The organism is Ruegeria sp., assembly GCF_965243365.1.
Lineage (GTDB): Bacteria > Pseudomonadota > Alphaproteobacteria > Rhodobacterales > Rhodobacteraceae > Ruegeria.
The window spans coordinates 3,282,455-3,305,293 of sequence record NZ_CBDEUW010000002.1 but is presented as its reverse complement, the minus strand read 5'-3'; the positions used below and the strand labels follow the sequence as shown (position 1 = coordinate 3,305,293).

Here is a 22,839-nt window from a genome sequence, read left to right as displayed (position 1 = left end):
CGGCGGAGTAGGGCTTCGTTCTCGAACGTGATATTTTATAAACACTGTGTTCCCGATTGTAAAGGGACACGCGAAATGAAAACCAAGGGCGCAAAGCCGCTTTCAAATTTCGAGGCAGACTTCATCAGGCTGATGGTTGGTCATCAGGGGTGGAGCTACGGCCAGACTGCCAAAGCACTCAAACGGTCCAAGACGGCTGTGTATCAAGCGTACAAGCAGATGGAACGGGACGGCACACTCGACCAGTTGCCGCTTCCAGGCTTCGAGATCGAGGTCGGCCATGAGTGAGTACCGACCAAGGAAGTATTTGAACCGCGTACTGGGGGCGTCTACCGCCACACACTCGGCCGCGCACGTGCTGCGCGTGATGTGCTGGCAGGCTGAGTTCGACCGGCCTGAAGTCAGCATAACGAAGTCACAAATAATCGATGCTACTGGCTTGCATCGCCGGACGATCATGCGAGCTCTTCGAACTCTCGAGGTCTGTGGATCAATCGAGGTGATCTACAACGGGTTGGGGGGACGCTCAAGATGTCCCACTTATCGACTTCTTGTTCCACACAAAGGGGGGCATTATGGCACTAAAGGGGGGCATTATGGCGCTAAAGGGGGGCATAACGCCTCCCCTACCATAGACTCCATAGATTCCATGTCTGACGGCCCGCCTTCGGCAGTCCAAAAAAAGCCCGCTGCTGGTCGCAGCGGAAGCGGGATAAAGCGCGGGGATCGACCGAGCGGCGGACAATCGAACGGCGGCAAATTTGCTGAGAAACAGCAACGCAAAATGACGCCGGAGCGAGAGGCGGAAACGCGGCGCTTCGTGAAGGCGTTGAAGTATGGCGGGACTTATGCAGCCGCCAAGGAACTGATCACCGCCTGGGACGCAGGCGACATCGAGGAGCCGCCGGAATGACCGCTATCACCACGCTGAACATGTCTTTCGAGGAGATCGAACGTCATCTGCAGTTTCACAGACAGGTGCTGGATCACCTGGTCAGGGACTTTGGAGAGCGCGGCAAAACCTGCCAACTGTATTCGGAGACCTTCGGGCGGGTTCAGTATCTCGAATCCGTTCGCCAGGAGCGCATGGACGCGCTCAACCTGAAAGCCGATGAGAGTATCAAAAATCTCCGTGAACTTAATTCCGGATTGGCAAAGAAATCCACCAGCTGATGGGCTAGTTAGCTCTTTGACATCGTGAAGAATCTTTTCCGGCCGTGATGGACATCGATGACGGAATCTGGACATCGATGACGGAATCATGGCAGTGTCATTGACAGTCAACATGGGAACTTGTCGATCATGACAGATAACGTGACAAACGATCTGATCCTTGAGCACCTCAAGGCGATCCAGAAAAAGCTTTCTGGTATTGAAGGACGCTTGGAGCGCGTTGAAGATCGGCTTGGTGCCCTTGAAGGTCATATGGCGGTTCTTGTCAAAAGCATGACACGGCTTGACCAGGATCATGACGCCTTGACGCGCCGCGTTGAGCGGATCGAACGTCGCCTGGAGATCAGCGACGGGCATTGAGTGATACGCGCGATCCGCGCCCGCTGGAATTTTGGACGCGGATCATATTTTAGTGAATTGTGTCGTCAGGTTCAGGTGGCTTATCAGAAAGCGGACCCGGAACAGACTTCAGCGCTTTCCGTAGTGCAGCGGCACAAAAGCCGATTGCCATTGCACAGGCGAATGCCATATAACTCTGCTGAGTACTCATCAATATCACCTCCTTTCAGCGGTTTGGTGATTTTGGGTTGGCGGGTCGTGAGGCAATCACGGCCCGTTCTTTGTTTCTACTTTCATTTTATGGACAATCCCAGCACCAAAACGACGCCCAACACGACGGTAACGCTTCTGCAGATCAGATCTATAATCTGATCTGGTGACATGCAGATCATGTCGGCCATTGTCTCCAATCTCCTACATCGAGGCCGGGCAGATCGGCGGCCAACTGGCGGGAACTGGCGGCGACGATGTTGAGGTCCGCGCGATCCGTCAGCTTCATGTAGATCGTCCGCGTGACCTGCGAGCGCACACCGGGGGCGACGGCCGAGGGCCGTTGACCGACGAGGACCATGCCGAGGCCGCGATGACGGCCCTGGTAGACCACCTTCAGGACGGCTTCCGATGGCTTGGCCAGGAAGAACGGCGCTTCGTCGCAGATCACCGTGACCGGCGTTGTGCGGTGGCTGACCAGGTAGGCGGTCAGGAGCGCGGCGGTGCATTGGTCGGGCGTGGACGGTGACAGCGCCGTCAAGCCGGGCCGGGGCTTCCAGTCCGGGGGCAGGGCGGGGTGATGGGGTCCGGTGGGATCGATGATCACCACGGCCCGGGCCGACGCCCACGACGCGGCGATCCGCGCGGCGAGCGTGCTCTTGCCGGAGCCGGACACGCCCCAGATTGCGGAGCGCGCGGCGGCATCGAGGACGGGGGCGTCTGTCATCAAGCGACCTCTTGTTTTTCGTCCGGACCCTTCGTGATCTTCAGAACGGTGATGGCGTAGCTGGCCATGATGGCCAGATCGACGGTCCAGTGTCCGGACCTCATGAGATTGTCCAGGCCCATGCGGTGCGCTACGCGCTCGGACGCTTCGCAGGCTGCGGTGCCATGGGCCGACCGGGCGTGTTTGGCGATCAGGGGGCCGCGTGGAGGGCCGACATAGGCGGCGATCATGTCATGAGCAAACAGCCAGACATTATCGCGCCACTCGCTGGACGGAGCGGGCAGGGCAGGGCCGGTGTCAAGATCGGCACTACCGACCTCGATGACATCCTGGGGCGTGGCACCCAGCACGGCCGCTTCCAGGTCCGCCATGCTTTCCGGAGCGATCCGCGCGGCCGGAGCGTCAAGATTGTCAGGATTCGCGTCATGACTGTCATGATTGCCGTCATGAGTGTCATGATCCGCGTCAAGATTGTCATGATCGGTGTCAAGTTTGTCACTGTCATGATTGTCAATGACAGGCAAGCCGTTGATTTTGCGTGTCATGTCGGGGGAGGGGACCCGCTTTCCGCGCCGCCAGTGCGACACTTGCGAGGGATCAACGCCCAAATCCACGGCCACGGAGAAGCCCCCGCCCCGGCCTCTGGCCGCGATCACCCGGTTCAGGTGGTCAATCGCCCCGTCAACATTGGTGTCAACATTGGTCATGACCGTCAATTTACGTGTCATGATGACTGTCACCAAATTGTATTTGTTGACAATTCATGACAGCGCCATGCTGGGCGGCATCTTTTCTTTCTTCAGCTTCGGAGCTCAGCAATGAAAGCCAAGACGCTTATGCACTATGCCGCCGGCACCATGGTCGGGATCTTCCTCTACGAAGTCCTGGACAATTCCGGCCTGACGGATCGGCTGGTCCAGTCCGTATCCAGAATGATCAGCCGGTAACGCTCATGAAAAGCGAACTGATCCTGGCATCGACGATCGGCACGGTGGCCGGTCTGTTCCTCTATTCCATCTTTGCCGACAGCCGGTCGATCCGGCGGGCGTTCGGAGGCTTCTAATGTCGAACTTCCTCAATCGCGCACGGGCGGCCGCGCGTGGCGCACCCGCGTCGGCCGCTGCGGCACCGGTCAATCCCAACCTGGTCCGCGCCGGGATGCCCGGCTCTCAACTTGTGATGGGCGCGGACGCGGCGCTTCCAGACTACATCAACGTGGCCGACGATCTGGTGACAATCTCCCAGAGGCTCTCAGGCGGCGAATACGAGATCGATGTACCAACCGGCGCATACACCTATCGCGGGCTGATGCTGCGCTTCGAGACGCTGGCCAATACAGCGATCACCGGCACCAATGCCAACGATCTTCTGGAAACGGGCGATAACGGCGAAAAATACGTCAACACCGACCATTTCGCGAAGATCCTGGACCGGATCAAGTTGGAGGCGGACGGCATCACGATCTGGGACTTCGAGGACATCACCAGATTCGAGGCGTATCTGCGCATGAACGGGTGTCTGGGGCTGGGAACCGCGTGGTTCATCCCGTTTGGGTGGCCGAACGTGTTCCGCGCCGGCGCACCGGTCCAGGACCTCTACGCCCTGGGAACCGGCAATATCCGCGATCTGCGCCTGACGCTCTACACGACCGACAAGCACAAGACCGAGATCAAGCCTCAAATCATCGCCTTTTACAACCCGGTTCTGGTGCCGGCCGGCAATGTCATTTCCCGCCAGGTCTACAAGAAGAGCTTCGCCACCTCGGGCAAGCATATCATCGACGACATCCGCATCGACCGGCGCATTCAGCGCATCATCGTGACATCCGGCGCTGGCAAGAAGATCGAGAACTTCGAGGTGAGCATCGGCGATGTGGAATGGATCAAATCCGACACGCATGTGAATCATGTCGAGGCGCTGCTGAGGCCGAACAAGGCATCAGATCAGGAGGATGTTGGTCCGTACCGCAATGCGACGGGCGCGCTGATCGGGGTAGGGGGCTGCGTTGACCTGCTGATCGATCAGGAACGCGACGGGCTGGCGCTTGCGCCGCTGACGTCTGATCAGCAACGCCGGCGCGATGACCGGATCGAGATCGAACTGGAACTGACGTCGGCCAACACGGAGGTCACAGTCGAGGTCTATTTCGCGGATCGTCTCTGACGAGAGGTAGCCATGTCGAGTTGGGATGATCTGCTGGGCCGGGCCTGGGACACGCTGGACGACACGCTCGACCGGCGGGCCAGGGACCGGCAGGACCGCCGGCTGCGCGAGTACCAGGACCGGGCCGACCGCCGGCTGCGGGGCAATGAACGGTTCCGGGACGATACCGACCGTCAGGACCGGGCGCGGGACGACGAGCACGACCTGATCCGGTCCCGGCTCGATGACAAGCGCGCGCAGTATCGCCTGGAAACGGATCGTGAGGACCTGGAACGCGACGACGGGAACGAGCGGTTCCGGGACGTGACCACGCGCGAGGACCGGGAGCGCAACGACGAACTGGCGGCTTACGAGGTGACGCTTGACGCACAGCACGAGGAACGCGACGACGCGCGCCGGCTGCTGGTGGACCGGGGCACGCTCTACCGCGAAGCCTTCGAGTCGCGGCGCGGCGACACGCTGATCAGCCGCCTGATGTGGCCGGCGGCTTTGGCCGCGGCCGCGGTGGGGGCGATCTACGTATTCAGGGAGCTACGCTAATGGATCAGATCGACCGGCGGGTGGAAGAGGACGTGCTGGGCGCGGCGCGGCTCATGGTGGCCAGGGCCGACCGGCGTGTTGAGCGGCTGCGCGCGGCGCTGGCGCGGGCGCTGTTGCGCCGGCACGAGCTGGTCGCGCGGCGGACGCAGGAGGAACTGGAACTGGCCGAACGCGAACTGGCGCTGAGCCAGGGCCGCTATCGCTCGCTGACCAACCGGCTGCTTGAGGAACGCGGATCATGACCACCATTCCGGATCTGAGCCTTTCCGCCCCAAGCGCGGCAGACGCCACGGCGATTGCCGAGGCGGCGGCGCAATCGGCCGATGACGTCGTGAACGACATCCTGAAGGACCTGGAGAACACGGGCAGTGCCGACACGCGCGCGGACGTCTCGACCGGCGACGTGACCGGGCAGACAGGGCCGGTGGTGTTCGGCGCCGCCGCTGAGGACGGGTTCTTCAGCGCGGCCGTCCGGAGTGCGGGGCTGAAGAACCCGGGCGGGGGCGGCGGTGCAAACCCGCTGATCGTCCTGGGCGTCCTGGGAGCGGCAGGGCTGGGCCTGTGGTGGCTGATGAGGAAGCGGGGCTGATCGATGCTGGACCGAAGCTATAAACCGTCCGACGCGCCCGTCCAGGTCGCCAGTGGACCGGTGATCGGCCTGGTGACGGCCGAAGAGGCCTGGGCCGCCGGTGTGAACGCTAACAACAGCTTCACGGCGCGCTGCGGGGATACCTGGGTTCTGCTGGCGCAGGAGCGCCCCGGAGCGGTGTCCGGAGCGTCCGAAGCGTGGCAGATGGTCTACGACCATTTCGAGACCTGGGGGGAAGCCCTGGCGATCTGGCGCGCGCTTCGGAACACGGGCCGGATCGGGGTGATCCGGTGCTTGCCAAGCCCGAAGCTGAAGGGCCTGGCCCGTCCGCTGCTGGCGGCGGCGCAGCGGGCGATGGCGCGGGAAGGCTGGGTGCTTGAGGCCGGGGACGAATGGATCCTGAAGCGGGTCTGGGAGGGCACCGATGGGCAGTAAATCCAGTTCCAGAAGCAGAACGTCCAACAAGTCCAGCTCGAATGTCGAGAACAGGACGATCACGAGCAACGTCAACGAGACCACCAACACCACGAATGTCCATACCGAGGACAACCGCGACCTGAGCGACAACCGCCACTTCGACATCACGGATTCGAGTGTGGACAAGCGCGCCGTTCTCAACGACGCGACGCAGATCCTCGATTCGGTCTACGTCAACATCGATCCCAGCGACGAGACGCTGCGGGCGACGGTGGCGGCCTGGGAGCGCCAGGCGGCCGAATTGCTGAGCGCGCGGCGCTTCGATCAGGACGGCATCAACCGGCTTCTGAGCGAGGTTCTGGCGGCGGCCAATGACGGCATCATTGCGGTCAATGACGCCCATTACGCGCAGCTTCAAAGCTGGCAGGGGCAGCTGCAGGCCGGGATCGATTTTGCCGAAGCGGCGCTCGATACCGGCGCGCGGCTGATTGCATCTGCGGGCGACCGGCAACAGGAGGCGCTGGACACCGGCGCGCGGCTGATTGCATCTGCGGGCGACCGGCAACAGGAGGCGCTGGACACCGGCGCGCGGCTGATTGCGACGGCGGGTGACCGGCAACAGGAGGCGCTGGACACCGGCGCGCGGCTGGTTGCGACGGCGGGTGACCGGCAACAGGAGGCGCTGGACACCGGCGCGCGGCTGGTCGCATCTGCAGGCGACCGGCAACAGGACGCGCTCGATACCGGCGCGCGGCTGGTGGACCGGGCTGGTCAGAGGGCGGAGAACCAACATGCAATCAATACGCGCCTGGTTGCGGCGGTGGGTGACCGGCAACAGGACGTGCTGGACACCGGCGCGCGGCTGGTTGCGGCGGTTGGGCGGGAGCAGCGTTCGGCGCTGGATGTGGGCGCGGATCTGATCGACAGGGCCGGGGATCGGCAGGATCGGGTCACGGGCGAGATTCTGGACCTCGCGCGCGGAACCCTGGGTCAAACAAGCAATGTGCAGGTCCGTTTGATCACCTGGGCGCTGATCGGCGCGGCGGTGATCGTGTTTGCGGGCAATTGGAGGGCGGCATGACTGCGGGCGTTTATTATGCGAGCTACACCCTGCTGGGCGAGCGCAATCTGGGCAGTCATGAACAGGTCCGCTACGTCCAGGGCGACGTGGACGAGTTGTTTGTGCGGCACGGCGGCACCTGGCATCGTCTGCCGCGCGGCGGGATCATCGCCGGCGCGCGGTCTGACATGGTGGTGGCATCGCCGCTGACGCATCGCGCGGTGGACGTGACGCTCGAATTTGGCCGCCGCCTCGTGGATGGCCATGCCGATGAACCTTCCTATGCCAAAGAGAAGGACGTTTTCTATTACTATGTGAATCTGAGACGGGAAACGGATCAAACAAAATCGATTTACCTGAAGCCGCCTGAAGGCGAGCAGGTCGAAGTGGATTTTACGAATTTGGACCCACAGCCAAAAGCTGGAAGGCTGCGGGCCAATGTGATCACCAACGAGGTTTCGCCCGTTCCCTTGCTGCCGGCCGGTCAAAGAGTCATCGCATCATACGGGCACGCGGGCGGTCAGCCGCCGGACCTGTTTCATGTGAGAAATACCGCTAATACGGATCCCGTCGAACATGACTCGGTGCCGGTATTCCAAGGCGAAGCATTCATCCTGCCGTCGCCCTATCTGGTGGCGACCGGTACGATGTTGAAGCTGCATGTCACGTATGAAGCTGAATACACTGGCTTAACTAATCAACTCTGGCTGCAATTTGGCGCACTGATGACAATCAAAGTGCGGTTGCTTGGGAAGGTGCGGCCATGATCCGGGACCTTGCATCGCTTGCGGTCATCGCGGCGGCCGCCTGGTGGCTCTATCACAACCGGGCTCAGGTGGCCGGCCTGATCGGCGAGGTGCGCGGGGCGCTGGATCCCGCACCATCCGCAAACGTGGACCGCACACCAGGAACCGGAACCCGCGCCTGGGCCTATGCGCGCCAGGCCGGTGTACCGGCGCGCGACCAGTCGCTTGTGGCCGCGATGATCGAGGTGGAGAGCGGCGGCGATCCGCTGGCGCACAACACGGCCGGCGAGGACAGCCGGGGCCTGATGCAAGTCCAGTTGAGCACCGCGCGCGGCCTCTGGGACGCGGACACGGGAACGCTGGGCCTGCGCCGGCGCTTCGGCCGGGACGATCTGGGCCAGGCGCTGTTCGATCCGGTCTGGGGCGTGATCATCGGCTACGCCTATATCCGGTATCTGCGGGACCGTGTTCCGGACGCTTACGCAGACGCGCCGGAAGACTGGGTGATCCGCGCCTATAATGGCGGCGAGACCTGGCACGAGAAGGGCACCGGGGTGCGCGCGGCGACCCTGCGCTATCTCGAAGCGATCCGGGCCGTCCAGGCGCGGCAGCAATCGGAGGCGGCTTGATGGCGGGACCTCTGACACCCTGGATCATCAAAGGCGCGGTGGTGGCCGGCGGCGCGGTTCTCGCCTGGTGGGCGAAGGAGTCGACCGACGCGGTTGTCGAGGACGTTGACACGCTGGGCGACGTGGCGATCGGCGCGCTCACCGGCGTTGCGGTGGGGGCCGTCACCGATAACGCGCTGCTGGGCGTGAGCGCCGGTCTGGGGGCCTACATGCTGGCGAGAAACGGAGGGCGAAGCGGATGAGACGGCGCGGATACAGCGGAGACGGGCGCGGGCGCGATCACATGCACGGGCTGGACGATGTGCGTCACGCCTGGGCCGGGGCCAACGCGGGGATCGGCGGCGCGAACGGGCTGATCGTCTATGCGTTGCTGGGCGTGTTGCTGTGGAGGATCATCAAATGATCGATCAATTGCTGGGCAATCTCGACAAGCTGAACAAACTGCCGGCCTGGCTGGTGCTGCTGGCCGGCGCAATGGCGCTGGCACGGCTGACGCGGCCAGTTGAAGGGGAGGACTCGAGATGATCGAGATCCTGCCGCATATCATCGACGGCGGCATGGGGATGCTGGCGCTCACCGGCGCGCTCTACCTGGTCATCCAGTCACAGCGCGAGCGCCGCGAGGTGCTTGAGCCTTTGGCGGAGGCAATCCGCGAATTGCTGGTCAAGATCGATCAGTTGAACAGTTACAGGGAGCCGGGGGAATGATCCTACAATTATTGGCGGGGGTGCTGGGCATCGGCGGCGAGGCGCTTAAAGCGCGCGCTGACCTGAAGGTCGCGGAGCTGAAGGCGCGCGCGGACATCGAGACGGCGCGCGCGAAAGCGGCCACAGCCGCCGTGGAGCATGGCAAGTCATGGGAGTTGCTGGCAGTCCAGGCAAGCAAAACAAGCTGGAAAGATGAATGGTTCACAATCGTTTTGTCGATTCCGCTGTTGCTCAGCTTCGTCCCTGGCATTCCGCCCTATATCGAGGCCGGATTCGACGCGCTCGATGCCACGCCGGATTGGTATCAGTGGGCGCTGCTGAGCGCGATCAGCTTTGCATTCGGCCGGCGTGTGATCCCTCAATTCAACTCAAAAAAAAAGGAGTGAAACGCGATGAAACGAAAGAAGCGATTCAACAAGTCCGTGGCGCGGGCGGAGATGAAGAAGGCCTGGCGCAACAAGAAGGGAAAGAAGCCGAGCAAGGCGGCTTTGTCCAAGGCCATGAAGAAGGCGTGGAAGTGATGGGCCGGGCCAAAAAGTTCCGTTTCGGCAAGCGGTCCGAGGACTGTTTTGAAGCCGTTCACCCGGATCTGGTCCGGGTGGCGCGGCGCGCGCTTGAGATGAGCAGCCACGATTTTGGCATCCACTGCGGGCTGCGCTCGATCGAGGAGCAGAAGATCCTCGTGAAAACCGGCAAGAGCCTGACCATGGACAGCCGCCACGTGACCGGCCATGCGCTCGACGCGCATCCGTGGATCGATGGCGATATTCCCTGGAACGACTGGCGCGCATGGCAGCGCCTGGGCACGACCTGGAAACGCGCGGCCGAGGACCTCGGCATCCCGCTCGAATGGGGCGGCGACTGGGCGCGCTTCGTGGACGGCCCGCACTTCCAGTTGCCCAGGGAATGGTATCCGGATTAATCCTCTTCGGGCGGTGAAAAACATTTGAACCGCGTCAGCCGGTTGGAATAACCAATATTTCCGGCAGGTTACAGCCCGCCCTGGTTATCTCCGGAGCAAAGGAAAAGCTGAAGGAAGGAACCAACATGAATTATCACACCCATTATCAGATTCCGAGCCTGGTGGAAGGATTGAATGACCTCTGGGCGCGGGTCTTTGACAACGAAAAGCGCGAGAAAGACCTGGAACAGAAACATCGGAACGACTTGCAGAGCCTGGAGCGGCGCATGAACGAACGCATTGCCTCTCTGGAAGCCCGGATTGAGGCGCAAAGCGGCGATCACGGTTGACCTTTGGTTGCCATGCGCTCACAGTGAGCGCGCTAGCATTCCATCGCCAATCCGGCGGTTATCGTTCAGAGCCGGTGCGCACCCACGCACCGGCTCACCTCGTTTAGCACGATCCAAACACGATCCAAACACGATCCAAACACGATCCAAACACCCTGAAGGCGATTCCTGCAGGAAGATCGGCGTGTTCACTTGCGCACCGAAGTTGAAGTTTCACTTTAAGTTTGACTTTTGGGAACCGTTCTTTAAAAGTACAGATTTAAGAACGCATGTTTATAAAAGGAAAACAACGCCCTTGCCCTAATCGTGTAATTTACCATAATACTGATTACACGACTATTGGTAAAGCTCACAATGGTCGTTATCCCGCTACCCCAACGCGTAACCAGCACCGCGGACCGTGCGTACCGGGTCAGCGCCACCGTGCTGTGTTAACGCTTTGCGCAGACGACCGATGTGAACATCAACCGTGCGTGTGTCGACATAGATGTCCCGGCCCCAGACACGGTCCAGCAGTTGCTCGCGGCTCCAGACCCGGCCAGGTTTCTCCATAAACGTGCTCAGCAACCGGAATTCCGTCGGGCCCAGTTTCAGCGGCTTGTCGTTCCGGCTGACTTTATGCGTTTCGGAATCCAGAATGATATCGTCAAACTCAAGCCGCAAACCAACGGTCGCCGGACGTACCCGGCGCAGTTGTGATCGCACACGGGCCATCAGCTCGACCACTGAATAAGGCTTAACCACATAGTCATCGGCACCGGTTTCCAAGCCCCTTACCTTGTCCACCTCTTCTGAGCGCGCCGACAGCATGATAATTGGGATCGAACGCGTGTCCGGTCGGGTTTTCAGCCGACGGCAAACCTCGATCCCACTCAGGTTCGGCATCATCCAGTCCAGAACAATGATGTCGGGGCTGTCTTCGTCCACCAGCAACAATGCTTCGTCACCGCTGGCGGCCTTGGATACGCGGAAACCTTCGGCCTCAAGATTGTAGGCCAGCACCTCGCGTTGGGCCAGTTCATCCTCAACAACAAGAACCGTTGGTTGATCGGCAGACATATAGTGAGTCTCCTACACGGAATGCGATGTGATATCGGCCTTTGGGCGCGCTTCGGTGGGACGCTCGCCGGTTACAAGATAGACGACCTGCTCGGCGATTGCAGTTACGTGGTCGCCCATCCGCTCGATATTCTTGGCGATGAAGTGCAGATGCATACAAGCTGAGATGTTGCGCGGGTCTTCTGCCATGAATGTCAGAAATTCGCGGAACAGCCCGTTGTACATCTGATCCACTTCCTGATCGCGTTCGATCACGTCGGCAGCCAGTTCCGCATCCCGTTGAATGTAGGCATCCAGCGAGTCACGCAACATGACTTCGACCTCGCGTGCCATGCGGCGCAAGGCGGCGGCGCTGCCATTTATTTCGCCCGCATTGACCAAGACTGTGGTGCGCTTGGCGATGTTTTTGGCATAATCACCAATGCGTTCCAGGTTCGCGGAAATTTTCAGCACCGTCAGAACAAGACGCAGATCACCTGCGGTCGGGGCGCGCAATGCGATCAGCCGTGCAGTTTCTTCGTTGATCAAATCCTCCAGCGCGTCAATCGTCTTATCACCTTCGCGAACTTGCTGGGCCAGTTCTTCATCACGCGTTTCCAGCGAACGCGCCGCGCTCATGATTGCTGCCTCGACAAGGCCGCCCATTTTCATGATATGCGCTTGGATCGCTTCCAGATCCCGGTCGAATACAGATGCAATATGTTGTTCGGTCATATCCAAATACCTGTTTTTAGCCGATACGGCCGGTAATGTAGCTTTCGGTGCGCGGATCTTCGGGGTTGGTGAAGATCTGCCCGGTCTCACCAAACTCAACCAGATTGCCCAGATGGAAGAACGCCGTTTTCTGGCTGACCCGTGCGGCCTGCTGCATCGAGTGTGTCACGATCACCACCGAATACTGCGCGCGCAGCTCATCAATCAGCTCTTCGACCTGCGCGGTTGCAATCGGGTCAAGCGCCGAGCACGGTTCGTCCATCAGCAGAACTTCGGGCTCGGTCGCAACGGCGCGGGCGATGCACAGGCGTTGTTGCTGACCGCCGGAAAGACCTGTGCCAGGGGCGTCCAGGCGATCCTTGACCTCGTCCCAGATCGCGCCTCGGCGCAGGGACTTCTCAACGATTTCATCCAGTTCTGCCTTGTTCTTGGCAAGGCCATGGATGCGCGGGCCATAGGCCACATTGTCATAGATTGATTTGGGAAATGGGTTCGGCTTTTGGAACACCATGCCCACCTTGGCGCGCAATTGCACCGGGTCGACACGCTTGTCATATATGTCTTCGCCATCCAGCAGGATGTCGCCTTCTACCCGGCAGATATCGATCGTGTCGTTCATCCGATTCAAACAGCGCAGAAAGGTTGACTTGCCGCAGCCCGACGGACCGATAAAGGCCGTCACGGTCTTGTCTTCGATCTCAACATCCACGTCTTTGATGGCATGGGTGTCACCGTAGTAGACTTGAACCTTCTTGGCGTTGATCTTGATCTCTTTGGAGTCCACGGCTCTCTCCACTCGTGTCATGTCGTTCATAATAGCCCCCAATTACCAGCGGCGTTCAAAGCGGCGGCGCAGGATGATTGCGATGATATTCATGGTCAGCAGGAACATCAAAAGGATGATGATACCGCCCCAGGCCTTTTCGTAGAAACCTACATCGGCGCGCGCGGCCCAGGTGTAGATCTGCGCGGGCATGGCCGAATTCGGTTCGGTAAATCCGGCAAGGAAACCGTCCGGGTAACCTCGGGCTACAAAGCCCACCATACCGATCAGCAGCAGCGGGGCCGTTTCACCCAGCGCCTGCGCAAGACCGATGATAGTGCCTGTCAGGATGCCCGGCGCAGCCAAAGGCAGCACATGGTGAAACACCGCCTGCATTTTCGAGGCCCCTACCCCAAGCGCCGCGTCGCGGATCGATGGCGGAACCGCTTTCAGCGACGCGCGGGTCGAGATGATGATTGTCGGCAGCGTCATCAGCGTCAGCACAAGGCCACCGACCAGCGGGGCCGATTGCGGCAGGTGCATGAACTGGATGAACACGGCCAGACCAAGGATACCAAAAACGATGGACGGAACAGCCGCCAGGTTCGAGATGTTCACCTCAATCAGGTCAGTAAACCTGTTCTGCGGCGCGAATTCCTCAAGATAAATCGACGCGGCAACGCCAATCGGCAGCGACAGGCCCAGAACCACCAGCATCATGAAGAACGAGCCCACAACCGAAGCGCCGATGCCAGCGCCGCCGGGGTTATCCACGCCCGAATCCGCGCCGGTGATAAATGGCCAGTTGAAGGCCTGCTTGATAATGCCTGCCTCTTCCAAGGCATCGACCAGATCAAGGTCGCTGAGTTGCAGGAAACGGCTGTCTTGCAGGGTGTCGCGGGACACGCGCCCCTTGAAGTATCCGTCCACACGACTGGAGGCGGTCAGGTCAAACTCGATAGGTTCGCCCAGCTTATCTGGGCTGTTTGCATAGAACGTCCGGATCGTGCCGCCGACTTTACCCAGCAGACGCTCGATGGCGGCTTCGTCAAAATCGACGCTGATCCCACGCTCTGCCAACTCTTCGTTCAGTTCGGCAATAAACAGGTCGGAATAGGCCTTGGTCTTGAACAAAGTGCCTTCCGCCTCATCCCGCTGTGCCGCGTTAAGCGTGAAGTCCACGCTGACAACGGTACGCTGGAAGGCCGGGATACCTTGCGACAGGATCGAAGCAAACAGCACGATCAGAAAGAACAGACCGGTTGCAATCGCGACGATGCCATAGGCGCGAAAGCGTTTTTCGGCGTTGGCGCGCTTTTTCGTGCGCGCGTCAGCCGCCGTGAGGGAAACCGCGTTGCGGCCGGATCCAGGGCTTTGCATGCTGGCGTCGGTCATTCGTACTGCTCCCGATACTTGCGCACGATGTACAGGGCGAAGACGTTCAGCCCCAGAGTAAGGATGAATAGGGTCATGCCAAGCGCGAAGGCGACCAGCGCCTCGGGCGAGGCGAAGTCAGCATCGCCGGTCAACTGGCTGACGATTTTTGCAGTGACGGTTGTCATGGCCTCGAACGGGTTGAGGCTCAGACGGGCCGCGGCCCCTGCCCCCAGAACCACGATCATGGTTTCACCGATGGCGCGCGATGCGGCCAGAAGGATCGCACCTACGATGCCCGGCAGTGCCGCAGGCAAGACAACCTGACGGATGGTTTCCGACTGGGTCGCACCCAGCCCGTAAGACCCGTCGCGCATCGCTTGGGGGACAGCATTGATGATGTCGTCGGACAGGGACGAGACAAACGGGATCAGCATGATGCCCATGACCAGACCCGCCGTCATAACCGCAGTTCCCGCCTTCATCCAGCCAAGACCATTATCACCAAAAACACCCAGCAATAGCGGACCGACGGTCAGCAGCGCGAAAAGGCCGTAAACGATGGTTGGAATACCGGCCAAAACCTCCAGCAGTGGCTTAGCGAATGAGCGGACACGAGGTGACGCGTATTCGCTCAGGTAAATCGCGGCGAAGAGGCCGATTGGCACTGCCACCAGCAGGGCGACCAGTGAGATATAGAACGTACCCCACAGCAGCGGGACAATCCCCAGATCGGATGCACCGCCACGGCCCGAAAAGCTGGGGGCCCAGGTTGTGCCGAAAAAGAACTTGGACGCGGGATAGAGCTTGAAGAACTCCCACGTGTTGAACACCAGCGACAAGACAATCCCGATGGTCGTCAAAATCGCGATCGAGGCGGCAGCCAGCAGAAGGACACGCACGCCCTGCTCGACCACGTTACGGGCGCGATATTCGGAGTGGGTTTGGAACCAGCTGAACGCGGCCCCAGCCAGTGCGACGAGGATCACTGCAACAGTCATCACCGAATAGCCGGACGCATTCATGACCCGATAGCGTTGCGCGGCGTGCAGCACCGGCTGCGTGATGTCCGTGGTCACCACCTGCCCCGCCTCTTTCAGCCGCGCAGTCATGTCGGTGATATCGGCGCGCGCGTTACGGGCCATATCCTCGGTAATCGCACCCGAGGTCACGGCGTTGTCCAGACCGGTCGCGGTACGGCGCACCTCGGCCATGACCAGACTGCGGGAGGAGCCTTCTTTGATCGCTGTCTCCGGGATCATTCCCGAGACCTGGGAATTTATGTAATACGGTTGCGCCAGCAACCAGATGACCAGAAGACCAAAAGCGGGAACAATTGTCTTTAAGGCAACATTTGCACCGTAAAACGTGGGAAGTGAATGCAGATCCCTGCTATCTCCTCCGGCGCTTTTAAGGGCGCGTGACCGCCCTAACACGTAACCGACTGCCGCGATCGCAAGAACGATCAGAATGAGCCAAAGTATTGGCATGACACCCCCACACCCAAGATTGGTCTCGATTGGGAAATTCAGAGAACATAAGTTGGGGGCGACATCAGATGCCGCCCCCGGTAATTCAGACCAAAGGCGGGATTAGCTACCCGAACCCATGGTTTCTTCGTTAGCGATAGCTTCCTGGGTCTTGGCCAGCTCAGGGTCGGCGACCAGGCCATAGTTGGCCAGCGGGCCGGAACCACCTGCAATTTCATCATGAGTGAAGAACTGAGCGTATTCTTTCAGGCCGGGGATCACGCCGATGTGGGCTTTCTTGACGTAGAAGAACAGAGGGCGCGAAACGGGGTATTCACCCGACGCGATGGTCTCGGTCGACGGTGCAACGCCGCCCATGGTGGCCACTTTCAGCTTGTCGGTGTTGTTCTCGTAGAACGCCAGACCAAATACGCCGATGCCGTTGGGGTTGGTGTCGATGCGGGCCAGAGTCTCGGTGTAATCACCGTCGATATCGACCGACTTGCCGTCTGTACGGACAGCCAGGCATGCGTCTTCGGCGTCGTCTTCGCTCATGCCGCCTGCAATCATGGCTTCCATCGCACCAGTCGATTCACAACCGGCCAGCAGAACCTTGTCTTCGAACACTTCGCGTGTGCCGTGCTTGGTCCCGGGGATAAACATCGCGATTTCGACATCCGGAAGGTCGCCGTTGAACTCGGCCCAGCTGTTGAAGCTGTTGTCGACCAGAGCGCCGTCTTTCATGACTTTCGAGCCGATGGCGTTGTAGATGTCAGCCGGCTGGAACGCGGTGAAGGCAGGGCCAGACTGCTGGCTTGCAAATACGATGCCGTCATAACCGATGCGGACTTCCATGATGTCGGTCACACCGTTTTCGGCACAGGCTTTGATTTCTTTCTCGCGGATGGCGCGTGATGCGTTTGCAACGTCGATTGTGTTTTCGCCAACACCTTCGCAGAAACGCTTCAGACCAGCCGACGAACCGCCCGATTCAACAACCGGAGTTGGGAAGTCGGTGTTTTCGCCGAACAGCTCTGCAACGATCGAGGCATAAGGCAGAACGGTCGACGAACCGGCAACCTGGACGTTGTCACGAGCAGCAGCAGTGGTCGCCGAGACGGCAGCGATTGCCAGCGCAGATGCCGACAGTTTTACAAAGGACATTTCAGTCTCCCTGAAAAAGATAAGGTTTTATCACCCCCATGATGATCCTGCGCCCCCACCTATGAGTCGCGCGTAAGCCTTTTGTGACAAGTGTGTAACGGTTTTATGACAACTGGCCGGAAATGCGACTTATGTGACTCTTTTTTAACGTGGGAGGATCACCGTAAAGACGGACCCTTTGCCCAGGTCACTTTCAACCCGCAACCGTCCCCGATGGCGATTGATGATGTGCTTCACAATCGCAAGGCCCAAACCGGTCCCGCCCAGTTGCCGCGACCGGTGGCTGTCGGCGCGATAAAACCTCTCGGTCAGACGCGGCAGATGAACGGCATCAATCCCCGGACCCTTGTCGACAATCTGAACCCGTACAGCGGGCCCGCGCATGGCCGTGTCGCGTTCGGACGGCAGAACGTTGATAGTGACACTTCCTCCGCTGCCGCCATATTTTATTGCGTTTTCAATGAGATTGGTAAAAACCTGCCGCAACTGATCGCTGTCACCCGGCAACATGACAGGCCCTGCCGGAGCATTCACAACCATCGTCACCGAAGCATCGTCTGCCAAAGGCCTTAGAGAATTAAGGGTCGATTGCAAAAGGCCCTTCAGTTCAAGTTCTTCGGTAGGGCGAACACGTTCCTGACTCTCGACCCGGTTCAGGGACAGCAGATCTCCGACCAGACGGTTCATGCGGTTGGCTTCGTCGGTCATGATCTGCAGGAAACGGTCACGGGCATCGGCGTCGTCCCGGGCAGAGCTTTGCAGGGTTTCAATAAACCCCATCAGCGCAGTCAAAGGTGTTCGCAGCTCATGACTGACATTGGCAACAAAATCGCGCCGCATCTGGGTGGCCTGTTCCAGATGGGTGACATCCTGAAACACGACCAGAACCGCCCCGCCGGATACAGCGCCCACCCCGTTCAAATAGCGGCACTCGACCTGAAAGGCCGTGTCCTGCGCCCCATCGTTTGACAAGTGTCGGGTTTTGGCCGGGCCTTTGGTGCGCAAGCTTTGTTCCATCGCCTCGATGACCTGCGGCTGGCGCAGAATGGTCGCATAGTGGCGGCCCTCAATATTCTGACCCAGCAGCGTTTTCGCGTCTGTATTGGCCGAGATGATCCGCTCGGTCTGATCCACCATCAGAGCAGGCATCGGCACGGCTGAAACGAATTCGCCAATCAGATCATGTGACATGTCGGGGCCTTCAGGGAGTTAACTTCTGTTTCAGACCTGGCTGAGCGTATCGCGAAAACGGCGCATGTTTTCCTGATAGTGTAGCGCGCTCATAGTAATGTTTTGCGCGGCCGCTTCGTCCAACTGCCGCACCACCTTGCCAGGGCTTCCCATGACAAGCGAATTGTCGGGAATTTCCTTGCCCTCGGTGATTAGGGCCCCTGCCCCAATCAGACAATTCTTGCCGATCTTCGCCCCGTTCAAAACAATGGCACCCATCCCGATCAGTGTGTTTTCGCCAATGGTGCACCCATGCAGCATGACCTTGTGCCCGATCGTGCAATTCCGACCAATGGTCAAAGGGTAGCCGGGGTCGATATGCATGACGCAGTTTTCCTGCACGTTGCTTCCCTCGCCGATACGAATCTCTTCGTGCTCGGCGCGGATCGTGCTGCCAAACCAGACCGAAGACCCTTGCTCCATCACCACCCTGCCGATCAGGTTTGCGTCCGGGGCAACCCAGGTATCTTCGTGGAGCTGCGGGCGATAAGCGCCCAGGGCATAAACGGTCATGATTGCTCCTCAAATTCCATCTGCAACGTCCGGACATGGTTTTGCAACTCGGGCTGTTGGATGCGGCGCATCCGCTCGGCGCTCACTATGGTTTTCAGCTTCTCTTCCGTGGCATCCAGATCGTCATTGACCAGAACGTAATCGTAGTAACCCCAGTGACTGATTTCGTCCCAGCTTTTCAGCATCCGCTTGGCAATCACATCCGCGCTGTCCTGTCCCCGGCCTTCCAGACGGCGGCGCAGTTCGGGGATTGACGGCGGCAGGATGAAGATCGACAGCGCGTGTTTGCCCAAATCCGAGTTGCGGATCTGAACCTCACCCTGCCAGTCCACGTCAAAAAGAACGTCACGGCCCTGCGTGATCGATTCACGTACCGGCCCGGCGGGTGACCCGTAGAAGTTTCCAAACACGTGCGCGTGTTCCAGCATCTGACCATCAGCCACCTGCTGTTTGAACTCGTCTTCGGTCAGAAAGTAATACTCGCGCCCATGCTTCTCACCGGAACGAGGGGCGCGGGTGGTGGCCGAGACCGAGAACTCAAGCTCGGTGTCCCATTTCATCAGCCTACGGGCCAATGTGGATTTGCCTGCACCCGAGGGCGAGGACAAGATGATCAAAAGGCCTCGGCGATCCGCCATGTTTCCGGTCCTTGTCTGCTATTCTACGTTTTGCACTTGCTCGCGCATCTGGTCGATGACCGCTTTCAACTCCAACCCGACCGAAGTCAACTCGGCGTTTTGTGACTTGGAGCATAAGGTGTTGGCTTCCCGGTTGAATTCCTGGGTCAGAAAATCAAGCTTGCGACCTACGGGACCATCATCCGCCAACAACGCCCGCGCTGCGGCCACATGTGCAGCCAGACGGTCGATTTCCTCGGTAATATCTGCCTTGACGGCGATCATGGCCAGTTCCTGCGCAACCCTGTCTGCATCAGCGCCCTGAGCGTTATCCAGAACACGGGCCAGATTGCTTTTGAAGGTCTGAGCCATCTCATCCCGGCGCTGTTCGGCTAAGCCTGCCGCCTGTTCCGTAAGCCGGGCAATCTGATCCAGCTGCGCGTTCAAAACCTCGGCCAGCGCCTCGCCTTCAGTTTGTCGCATAGCGAGGAAGTCGGTCAGCAAACCGCTAAATTCCTTCCTGAGCTGCGCGACAAGCGGCGCCGGATCATCGTCGTCAGTGCCCGTCTCCATCATCCCTTTCAGCGCCAGAAGATCACTGGCGCGCGATGGCGTCAGAACGATTCCCTGCGCCGATGCCATGGATTCGGTCTGGGCCAATGCAGCAAGTGCGGCCTCCATTGCGGATTCGTTCAGTCGCAATTCGGACGAGGTCTCTTCTCGGCTGATCCGAAGGGACAGGGTGACATTGCCGCGACCGATGGCTTTGGACATTTCAGCCCTTAGGGCGGCCTCTAGACCGGTCAGCCAGTCCGGCAGCCGCAGGCGCATATCCAAACCCTTGCCGTTGACGCTGCGCAACTCCCAGCCCCAACTATGGGGACCAAACGCACCTTTGCCCGAAGCGAAACCGGTCATGGATTTGATCATGCCTGCCCTTTCAATCCTGAAACGCGTTTTGCGTGCCTGCCGCACCTAATGCCATCGCCCGCCCCGGGGCAAGACCTTGCTTATTCGTCAATTGGCGCGGCCAAGTTAACCATTCGTTAAAGAATTGCTCCAAAATTGTATTAACCCGTGCCAATCTTCCAGTCGTAATGACTGGTGTATCGCTGCGCTGCCGATTACACAGCATTTTAAGTAAATTGCGAGTGATTGACGTTAGGGTGATGAAATGAAAACCTTTTTCGGGGCTGGTTCCGGCTCAGGCTTTGGAAAGATCGTTGCAATGGATCGCTTTGACAGCGGGCGCAGCCTGTCTCCTATCCGTCAGGCCGAGGCGTACTGGACAGCCCTTCTGACCGGCAATGGCGTGCCGATGCGATCTCAGATCGACCCGCGCGGTCTGGAGAATATTCTGGAATATACTTTCATCCTGGAACGCATCGCCCCCGGCCTGGCCCGATTTCGACTGGCAGGAAGCCATCTGAACAAACTGGCCGGGATGGAAGTGCGCGGCATGCCCCTGACCTCATTTTTCGAAGCGGAAGCGCGCGATGACGTGACCGCACAGCTCGAGCGCGTCTTTGCGGCGCCAGCGGTGGCCGAATTGGGGCTTACATCAAAAAGCGCGATGGGGCGTGCCACTCTGGACGCGCGCATGATCCTGTTGCCATTAAAAAGCGATCTGGGCGATGTCAGTCGCGTTCTGGGCGTGATGGTCAGTGACGGGACGATCGGGTCCACGCCCCGGCGGTTCACAGTTGCCGATACCCGAGTGCGCATGGTCGCGGACCTCCAATTGCCGCCGAAGACAGAACCAGAGATCAGCGCGGGTTTCGCCGAAGAACAGGAATCCTTTGTACGCTCAAAGAAGCATCTCAGATTGGTTTCGTCACGCGACGATTGACTGCAAACAAAAAACGGCGGGTACAAGACCCGCCGTTTTCAAACTTCATCCAGCCAAAATCAACTTGCGGCGCGTTTGCTTCCATTGCGGCGCAGGTTGGTCAGTTCCTCAGCAACAAGGAAGGCCAGTTCCAGCGATTGCGTCGCATTCAGACGCGGATCACAGGCCGTGTGGTAGCGGTCCGACAGGTCCTCTTCCGTCACGGCGCGAACACCACCGGTGCATTCGGTAACATCCAAGCCCGTCATTTCGAAATGCACACCGCCGGGGATGGTACCTTCGGCCTGATGCACGCCGAAGAAATCACGCACCTCGCGCAGAACCGAATCGAACGGACGGGTTTTGTAGCCGGTGGCCGATTTGATCGTATTGCCGTGCATCGGGTCGCAAACCCAAGTGACCTTGGCACCTTCTTCCTTCACGGCCTTGATCAGACGCGGCAGATGCTCACCTGCTTTGCCCGCACCAAAGCGTGCAATCAGGGTCAGGCGACCTTCTTCGTTTTCAGGATTCAGCTTGGACATCAAAACCTTGAGGTCTTCGGCCGTAGTCGTCGGGCCACATTTCAAACCAATCGGGTTCAGAACGCCACGGCAGAACTCCACATGCGCCCCGTCAGGCTGACGGGTGCGGTCACCGATCCAGATCATGTGACCGGATCCGGCCAGCCAGTTGCCCGACGTCGAATCCAGCCGGGTCAGCGCCTCTTCGTATTCCAGCAGCAAACCTTCATGGCTGGTGTAGAACTCAACGGTCGAGAATTCGTGGGTCGTATCCGCCGTGATACCCGCCGCTTCCATAAAGTCGATTGTGTCCTGGATGCGGTCGGCAATCTCGGAATACTTCTGAACATCCTGCTCGTCCGTAAATCCAAGGGTCCAGGAATGAACCATGCTCATATCCGCGAAACCACCGGTCGAGAACGCGCGCAATAGGTTCAGCGTCGCCGCCGCCTGCGTGTAGGCCTGCAGCATCTTGCCCGGATTCGGGATGCGCGCCTCGGGTGTGAACGTAAGTTCATTTATGATGTCACCACGGTAGCTGGGCAGTTCCAGCCCATCGATAACCTCGGTCGGCGCGCTGCGCGGTTTGGCGAACTGACCTGCCATGCGGCCCACTTTGACCACTGGCACCTTCGCACCATAGGTCAGAACCATCGCCATCTGCAGCATAACCTTGAACGTGTCGCGGATCGCATCCGCGCTGAATTGTTCAAAGCTTTCAGCACAGTCCCCACCCTGCAACAAAAAGGCCTCGCCGCGACCGGCGGCACCCAAATGTTGCTTGAGACGCCGTGCTTCGCCCGCAAAGACCAGCGGGGGATACTGTGAAAGCTGCGCCTCGACTTTGGCCAGCGCGGCCGCGTCGGTATAGTCTGGCATCTGAACCCGGGGCTTGCTGCGCCAGTTCGTTTTTTGCCAATCGGTCATAGCTTTGATCTCCGCTGAAGTATTCAGGTGGTCTCTATACAAAATGCATTACAGAGTGACCATATCCCATTTGCGCCTCTTGACGCCGCAAACAAGCTTTGAGCAT

34 protein-coding genes are annotated in these 22,839 nt (G+C 59.5%); 21 read left to right on the top strand and 13 right to left on the bottom strand.

Annotated elements, in window-relative coordinates; all coding sequences use genetic code 11:
* Positions 1 to 75: 75 nt before the first annotated feature.
* The 4 genes from ACP0GE_RS20145 (at position 76) to ACP0GE_RS20130 (ending at position 1,533) form a co-directional block, all read left to right on the top strand.
* Positions 76 to 288 (top strand): hypothetical protein, encoded by a 213-nt coding sequence (locus tag ACP0GE_RS20145; protein ID WP_424833666.1) that lies wholly within the window; start codon positions 76 to 78, stop codon positions 286 to 288.
* 496 nt (positions 289 to 784) lie between these two features.
* Positions 785 to 913 (top strand): hypothetical protein, encoded by a 129-nt coding sequence (locus tag ACP0GE_RS20140; protein ID WP_424833665.1) that lies wholly within the window; start codon positions 785 to 787, stop codon positions 911 to 913.
* Positions 910 to 1,173 (top strand): hypothetical protein, encoded by a 264-nt coding sequence (locus ACP0GE_RS20135; protein WP_424833664.1) that lies wholly within the window; start codon positions 910 to 912, stop codon positions 1,171 to 1,173. The genes ACP0GE_RS20140 and ACP0GE_RS20135 overlap by 4 nt, the downstream gene beginning before the upstream one ends.
* A gap of 129 nt (positions 1,174 to 1,302) precedes the next feature.
* Positions 1,303 to 1,533 carry a hypothetical protein gene (locus tag ACP0GE_RS20130; protein ID WP_424833663.1) on the top strand — a complete coding sequence of 77 codons (231 nt, stop codon included), beginning with the start codon at positions 1,303 to 1,305 and terminating at the stop codon, positions 1,531 to 1,533.
* 367 nt (positions 1,534 to 1,900) lie between these two features.
* Here ACP0GE_RS20130 and ACP0GE_RS20125 read toward each other — a convergent pair whose 3' ends face one another.
* Positions 1,901 to 2,449 carry a helicase HerA domain-containing protein gene (locus ACP0GE_RS20125; protein WP_424833662.1) on the bottom strand — a complete coding sequence of 183 codons (549 nt, stop codon included), beginning with the start codon at positions 2,447 to 2,449 and terminating at the stop codon, positions 1,901 to 1,903.
* Positions 2,449 to 3,177, bottom strand: coding sequence for a helix-turn-helix domain-containing protein (locus ACP0GE_RS20120; RefSeq protein WP_424833661.1), 729 nt, complete (start codon positions 3,175 to 3,177; stop codon positions 2,449 to 2,451). The genes ACP0GE_RS20125 and ACP0GE_RS20120 overlap by 1 nt, the downstream gene beginning before the upstream one ends.
* A gap of 90 nt (positions 3,178 to 3,267) precedes the next feature.
* On the opposite strand from ACP0GE_RS20120, the gene ACP0GE_RS20115 reads away from it, so the two are divergent.
* From ACP0GE_RS20115 to ACP0GE_RS20040, 16 genes are all read left to right on the top strand, one after another.
* Positions 3,268 to 3,396, top strand: coding sequence for a hypothetical protein (locus ACP0GE_RS20115; protein WP_424829977.1), 129 nt, complete (start codon positions 3,268 to 3,270; stop codon positions 3,394 to 3,396).
* A 115-nt stretch (positions 3,397 to 3,511) separates the two neighbouring features.
* Positions 3,512 to 4,612, top strand: coding sequence for a hypothetical protein (locus ACP0GE_RS20110; protein ID WP_424829976.1), 1,101 nt, complete (start codon positions 3,512 to 3,514; stop codon positions 4,610 to 4,612).
* Positions 4,613 to 4,624: 12 nt separating this feature from the next.
* A complete protein-coding gene (locus tag ACP0GE_RS20105; protein WP_424829975.1) occupies positions 4,625 to 5,152 on the top strand; it encodes a hypothetical protein in 528 nt (175 codons plus the stop codon).
* The gene (locus ACP0GE_RS20100) at positions 5,152 to 5,394 is read left to right on the top strand and encodes a hypothetical protein (RefSeq protein ID WP_424829974.1); all 243 of its coding nucleotides are present in this window, start codon (positions 5,152 to 5,154) and stop codon (positions 5,392 to 5,394) included. Before ACP0GE_RS20105 ends, ACP0GE_RS20100 begins: the two co-directional genes overlap by 1 nt.
* Positions 5,391 to 5,741, top strand: coding sequence for a hypothetical protein (locus tag ACP0GE_RS20095; RefSeq protein ID WP_424829973.1), 351 nt, complete (start codon positions 5,391 to 5,393; stop codon positions 5,739 to 5,741). Before ACP0GE_RS20100 ends, ACP0GE_RS20095 begins: the two co-directional genes overlap by 4 nt.
* 3 nt (positions 5,742 to 5,744) lie before the next feature.
* Positions 5,745 to 6,176 (top strand): hypothetical protein, encoded by a 432-nt coding sequence (locus ACP0GE_RS20090; RefSeq protein WP_424829972.1) that lies wholly within the window; start codon positions 5,745 to 5,747, stop codon positions 6,174 to 6,176.
* Complete coding sequence (locus ACP0GE_RS20085; protein WP_424829971.1) at positions 6,166 to 7,239, top strand: hypothetical protein; 1,074 nt, start codon at positions 6,166 to 6,168, stop codon at positions 7,237 to 7,239. The genes ACP0GE_RS20090 and ACP0GE_RS20085 overlap by 11 nt, the downstream gene beginning before the upstream one ends.
* A complete protein-coding gene (locus tag ACP0GE_RS20080; RefSeq protein WP_424829970.1) occupies positions 7,236 to 7,985 on the top strand; it encodes a hypothetical protein in 750 nt (249 codons plus the stop codon). The genes ACP0GE_RS20085 and ACP0GE_RS20080 overlap by 4 nt, the downstream gene beginning before the upstream one ends.
* Positions 7,982 to 8,593, top strand: coding sequence for a transglycosylase SLT domain-containing protein (locus ACP0GE_RS20075; protein WP_424829969.1), 612 nt, complete (start codon positions 7,982 to 7,984; stop codon positions 8,591 to 8,593). The genes ACP0GE_RS20080 and ACP0GE_RS20075 overlap by 4 nt, the downstream gene beginning before the upstream one ends.
* The gene (locus ACP0GE_RS20070) at positions 8,593 to 8,835 is read left to right on the top strand and encodes a hypothetical protein (RefSeq protein ID WP_424829968.1); all 243 of its coding nucleotides are present in this window, start codon (positions 8,593 to 8,595) and stop codon (positions 8,833 to 8,835) included. The genes ACP0GE_RS20075 and ACP0GE_RS20070 overlap by 1 nt, the downstream gene beginning before the upstream one ends.
* Positions 8,832 to 8,996, top strand: coding sequence for a hypothetical protein (locus ACP0GE_RS20065; RefSeq protein WP_424829967.1), 165 nt, complete (start codon positions 8,832 to 8,834; stop codon positions 8,994 to 8,996). The genes ACP0GE_RS20070 and ACP0GE_RS20065 overlap by 4 nt, the downstream gene beginning before the upstream one ends.
* On the top strand, positions 8,993 to 9,118 hold the full coding sequence (locus tag ACP0GE_RS20060) for a hypothetical protein (protein ID WP_424829966.1): 126 nt from the start codon (positions 8,993 to 8,995) through the stop codon (positions 9,116 to 9,118). Before ACP0GE_RS20065 ends, ACP0GE_RS20060 begins: the two co-directional genes overlap by 4 nt.
* A complete protein-coding gene (locus ACP0GE_RS20055) occupies positions 9,115 to 9,300 on the top strand; it encodes a hypothetical protein (protein ID WP_424829965.1) in 186 nt (61 codons plus the stop codon). Before ACP0GE_RS20060 ends, ACP0GE_RS20055 begins: the two co-directional genes overlap by 4 nt.
* On the top strand, positions 9,297 to 9,686 hold the full coding sequence (locus tag ACP0GE_RS20050; RefSeq protein ID WP_424829964.1) for a hypothetical protein: 390 nt from the start codon (positions 9,297 to 9,299) through the stop codon (positions 9,684 to 9,686). Before ACP0GE_RS20055 ends, ACP0GE_RS20050 begins: the two co-directional genes overlap by 4 nt.
* Entirely contained in the window at positions 9,683 to 10,222 is a 540-nt protein-coding gene (locus tag ACP0GE_RS20045) for a M15 family metallopeptidase (protein ID WP_424833660.1), read from the top strand. Before ACP0GE_RS20050 ends, ACP0GE_RS20045 begins: the two co-directional genes overlap by 4 nt.
* 125 nt (positions 10,223 to 10,347) lie before the next feature.
* Positions 10,348 to 10,551 carry a hypothetical protein gene (locus ACP0GE_RS20040; protein ID WP_424830655.1) on the top strand — a complete coding sequence of 68 codons (204 nt, stop codon included), beginning with the start codon at positions 10,348 to 10,350 and terminating at the stop codon, positions 10,549 to 10,551.
* A gap of 369 nt (positions 10,552 to 10,920) precedes the next feature.
* Here ACP0GE_RS20040 and phoB read toward each other — a convergent pair whose 3' ends face one another.
* The 10 genes from phoB to ACP0GE_RS19990 form a co-directional block, all read right to left on the bottom strand.
* On the bottom strand, positions 10,921 to 11,610 hold the full coding sequence (phoB, locus tag ACP0GE_RS20035; protein ID WP_424833659.1) for a phosphate regulon transcriptional regulator PhoB: 690 nt from the start codon (positions 11,608 to 11,610) through the stop codon (positions 10,921 to 10,923).
* A 12-nt stretch (positions 11,611 to 11,622) separates the two neighbouring features.
* Positions 11,623 to 12,324, bottom strand: coding sequence for a phosphate signaling complex protein PhoU (gene phoU / locus ACP0GE_RS20030; RefSeq protein WP_424833658.1), 702 nt, complete (start codon positions 12,322 to 12,324; stop codon positions 11,623 to 11,625).
* 16 nt (positions 12,325 to 12,340) lie between these two features.
* Positions 12,341 to 13,138: a phosphate ABC transporter ATP-binding protein PstB gene (pstB, locus tag ACP0GE_RS20025; protein ID WP_424833657.1), complete on the bottom strand. Its 798-nt coding sequence runs from the start codon at positions 13,136 to 13,138 to the stop codon at positions 12,341 to 12,343.
* Positions 13,139 to 13,150: 12 nt separating this feature from the next.
* A complete protein-coding gene (gene pstA, locus ACP0GE_RS20020; protein ID WP_424833656.1) occupies positions 13,151 to 14,482 on the bottom strand; it encodes a phosphate ABC transporter permease PstA in 1,332 nt (443 codons plus the stop codon).
* Positions 14,479 to 15,951 carry a phosphate ABC transporter permease subunit PstC gene (gene pstC / locus ACP0GE_RS20015; RefSeq protein WP_424833655.1) on the bottom strand — a complete coding sequence of 491 codons (1,473 nt, stop codon included), beginning with the start codon at positions 15,949 to 15,951 and terminating at the stop codon, positions 14,479 to 14,481. Before pstC ends, pstA begins: the two co-directional genes overlap by 4 nt.
* A 102-nt stretch (positions 15,952 to 16,053) precedes the next feature.
* Positions 16,054 to 17,094: a substrate-binding domain-containing protein gene (locus tag ACP0GE_RS20010; RefSeq protein WP_424833654.1), complete on the bottom strand. Its 1,041-nt coding sequence runs from the start codon at positions 17,092 to 17,094 to the stop codon at positions 16,054 to 16,056.
* A gap of 144 nt (positions 17,095 to 17,238) precedes the next feature.
* Positions 17,239 to 18,285: an ATP-binding protein gene (locus ACP0GE_RS20005; RefSeq protein ID WP_424833653.1), complete on the bottom strand. Its 1,047-nt coding sequence runs from the start codon at positions 18,283 to 18,285 to the stop codon at positions 17,239 to 17,241.
* 30 nt (positions 18,286 to 18,315) lie between these two features.
* A complete protein-coding gene (locus ACP0GE_RS20000) occupies positions 18,316 to 18,837 on the bottom strand; it encodes a gamma carbonic anhydrase family protein (RefSeq protein WP_424833652.1) in 522 nt (173 codons plus the stop codon).
* Positions 18,834 to 19,475: a guanylate kinase gene (gmk, locus tag ACP0GE_RS19995; RefSeq protein ID WP_424833651.1), complete on the bottom strand. Its 642-nt coding sequence runs from the start codon at positions 19,473 to 19,475 to the stop codon at positions 18,834 to 18,836. Before gmk ends, ACP0GE_RS20000 begins: the two co-directional genes overlap by 4 nt.
* 18 nt (positions 19,476 to 19,493) lie before the next feature.
* A complete protein-coding gene (locus ACP0GE_RS19990; RefSeq protein WP_424833650.1) occupies positions 19,494 to 20,372 on the bottom strand; it encodes a YicC/YloC family endoribonuclease in 879 nt (292 codons plus the stop codon).
* A 256-nt stretch (positions 20,373 to 20,628) separates the two neighbouring features.
* Between ACP0GE_RS19990 and ACP0GE_RS19985 the strand changes: the two genes are divergently transcribed.
* The gene (locus tag ACP0GE_RS19985) at positions 20,629 to 21,303 is read left to right on the top strand and encodes a PAS domain-containing protein (protein WP_424833649.1); all 675 of its coding nucleotides are present in this window, start codon (positions 20,629 to 20,631) and stop codon (positions 21,301 to 21,303) included.
* Positions 21,304 to 21,362: 59 nt separating this feature from the next.
* On the opposite strand, the gene ACP0GE_RS19980 is transcribed toward ACP0GE_RS19985, so the two are convergent.
* Positions 21,363 to 22,733 carry a class II 3-deoxy-7-phosphoheptulonate synthase gene (locus tag ACP0GE_RS19980; RefSeq protein ID WP_424833648.1) on the bottom strand — a complete coding sequence of 457 codons (1,371 nt, stop codon included), beginning with the start codon at positions 22,731 to 22,733 and terminating at the stop codon, positions 21,363 to 21,365.
* Between the last annotated feature and the right edge of the window lie 106 nt (positions 22,734 to 22,839).

What these genes read in the sequence shown, in the direction of transcription:
- ACP0GE_RS20065 (WP_424829967.1), top strand. Translation starts at nt 8,832, where the DNA reads ATGAGACGGCGCGGATACAGCGGAGACGGGCGCGGGCGCGATCACATG.
- ACP0GE_RS20100 (WP_424829974.1), top strand. Translation starts at nt 5,152, where the DNA reads ATGGATCAGATCGACCGGCGGGTGGAAGAGGACGTGCTGGGCGCGGCG.
- ACP0GE_RS20055 (WP_424829965.1), top strand. Translation starts at nt 9,115, where the DNA reads ATGATCGAGATCCTGCCGCATATCATCGACGGCGGCATGGGGATGCTG.
- ACP0GE_RS20060 (WP_424829966.1), top strand. Translation starts at nt 8,993, where the DNA reads ATGATCGATCAATTGCTGGGCAATCTCGACAAGCTGAACAAACTGCCG.
- ACP0GE_RS20050 (WP_424829964.1), top strand. Translation starts at nt 9,297, where the DNA reads ATGATCCTACAATTATTGGCGGGGGTGCTGGGCATCGGCGGCGAGGCG.
- ACP0GE_RS20080 (WP_424829970.1), top strand. Translation starts at nt 7,236, where the DNA reads ATGACTGCGGGCGTTTATTATGCGAGCTACACCCTGCTGGGCGAGCGC.
- pstB (WP_424833657.1), bottom strand. Translation starts at nt 13,138, where the DNA reads ATGAACGACATGACACGAGTGGAGAGAGCCGTGGACTCCAAAGAGATC.
- ACP0GE_RS20105 (WP_424829975.1), top strand. Translation starts at nt 4,625, where the DNA reads ATGTCGAGTTGGGATGATCTGCTGGGCCGGGCCTGGGACACGCTGGAC.
- ACP0GE_RS20000 (WP_424833652.1), bottom strand. Translation starts at nt 18,837, where the DNA reads ATGACCGTTTATGCCCTGGGCGCTTATCGCCCGCAGCTCCACGAAGAT.
- ACP0GE_RS20120 (WP_424833661.1), bottom strand. Translation starts at nt 3,177, where the DNA reads ATGACACGTAAATTGACGGTCATGACCAATGTTGACACCAATGTTGAC.
- ACP0GE_RS20095 (WP_424829973.1), top strand. Translation starts at nt 5,391, where the DNA reads ATGACCACCATTCCGGATCTGAGCCTTTCCGCCCCAAGCGCGGCAGAC.
- ACP0GE_RS19990 (WP_424833650.1), bottom strand. Translation starts at nt 20,372, where the DNA reads ATGACCGGTTTCGCTTCGGGCAAAGGTGCGTTTGGTCCCCATAGTTGG.
- ACP0GE_RS20110 (WP_424829976.1), top strand. Translation starts at nt 3,512, where the DNA reads ATGTCGAACTTCCTCAATCGCGCACGGGCGGCCGCGCGTGGCGCACCC.
- pstA (WP_424833656.1), bottom strand. Translation starts at nt 14,482, where the DNA reads ATGACCGACGCCAGCATGCAAAGCCCTGGATCCGGCCGCAACGCGGTT.
- phoB (WP_424833659.1), bottom strand. Translation starts at nt 11,610, where the DNA reads ATGTCTGCCGATCAACCAACGGTTCTTGTTGTTGAGGATGAACTGGCC.
- ACP0GE_RS20010 (WP_424833654.1), bottom strand. Translation starts at nt 17,094, where the DNA reads ATGTCCTTTGTAAAACTGTCGGCATCTGCGCTGGCAATCGCTGCCGTC.
- ACP0GE_RS20130 (WP_424833663.1), top strand. Translation starts at nt 1,303, where the DNA reads ATGACAGATAACGTGACAAACGATCTGATCCTTGAGCACCTCAAGGCG.
- ACP0GE_RS20090 (WP_424829972.1), top strand. Translation starts at nt 5,745, where the DNA reads ATGCTGGACCGAAGCTATAAACCGTCCGACGCGCCCGTCCAGGTCGCC.
- gmk (WP_424833651.1), bottom strand. Translation starts at nt 19,475, where the DNA reads ATGGCGGATCGCCGAGGCCTTTTGATCATCTTGTCCTCGCCCTCGGGT.
- ACP0GE_RS19985 (WP_424833649.1), top strand. Translation starts at nt 20,629, where the DNA reads ATGAAAACCTTTTTCGGGGCTGGTTCCGGCTCAGGCTTTGGAAAGATC.
- ACP0GE_RS20040 (WP_424830655.1), top strand. Translation starts at nt 10,348, where the DNA reads ATGAATTATCACACCCATTATCAGATTCCGAGCCTGGTGGAAGGATTG.
- phoU (WP_424833658.1), bottom strand. Translation starts at nt 12,324, where the DNA reads ATGACCGAACAACATATTGCATCTGTATTCGACCGGGATCTGGAAGCG.
- ACP0GE_RS19980 (WP_424833648.1), bottom strand. Translation starts at nt 22,733, where the DNA reads ATGACCGATTGGCAAAAAACGAACTGGCGCAGCAAGCCCCGGGTTCAG.
- ACP0GE_RS20140 (WP_424833665.1), top strand. Translation starts at nt 785, where the DNA reads ATGACGCCGGAGCGAGAGGCGGAAACGCGGCGCTTCGTGAAGGCGTTG.
- ACP0GE_RS20075 (WP_424829969.1), top strand. Translation starts at nt 7,982, where the DNA reads ATGATCCGGGACCTTGCATCGCTTGCGGTCATCGCGGCGGCCGCCTGG.
- pstC (WP_424833655.1), bottom strand. Translation starts at nt 15,951, where the DNA reads ATGCCAATACTTTGGCTCATTCTGATCGTTCTTGCGATCGCGGCAGTC.
- ACP0GE_RS20070 (WP_424829968.1), top strand. Translation starts at nt 8,593, where the DNA reads ATGGCGGGACCTCTGACACCCTGGATCATCAAAGGCGCGGTGGTGGCC.
- ACP0GE_RS20145 (WP_424833666.1), top strand. Translation starts at nt 76, where the DNA reads ATGAAAACCAAGGGCGCAAAGCCGCTTTCAAATTTCGAGGCAGACTTC.
- ACP0GE_RS20115 (WP_424829977.1), top strand. Translation starts at nt 3,268, where the DNA reads ATGAAAGCCAAGACGCTTATGCACTATGCCGCCGGCACCATGGTCGGG.
- ACP0GE_RS20005 (WP_424833653.1), bottom strand. Translation starts at nt 18,285, where the DNA reads ATGTCACATGATCTGATTGGCGAATTCGTTTCAGCCGTGCCGATGCCT.
- ACP0GE_RS20085 (WP_424829971.1), top strand. Translation starts at nt 6,166, where the DNA reads ATGGGCAGTAAATCCAGTTCCAGAAGCAGAACGTCCAACAAGTCCAGC.
- ACP0GE_RS20125 (WP_424833662.1), bottom strand. Translation starts at nt 2,449, where the DNA reads ATGACAGACGCCCCCGTCCTCGATGCCGCCGCGCGCTCCGCAATCTGG.
- ACP0GE_RS20135 (WP_424833664.1), top strand. Translation starts at nt 910, where the DNA reads ATGACCGCTATCACCACGCTGAACATGTCTTTCGAGGAGATCGAACGT.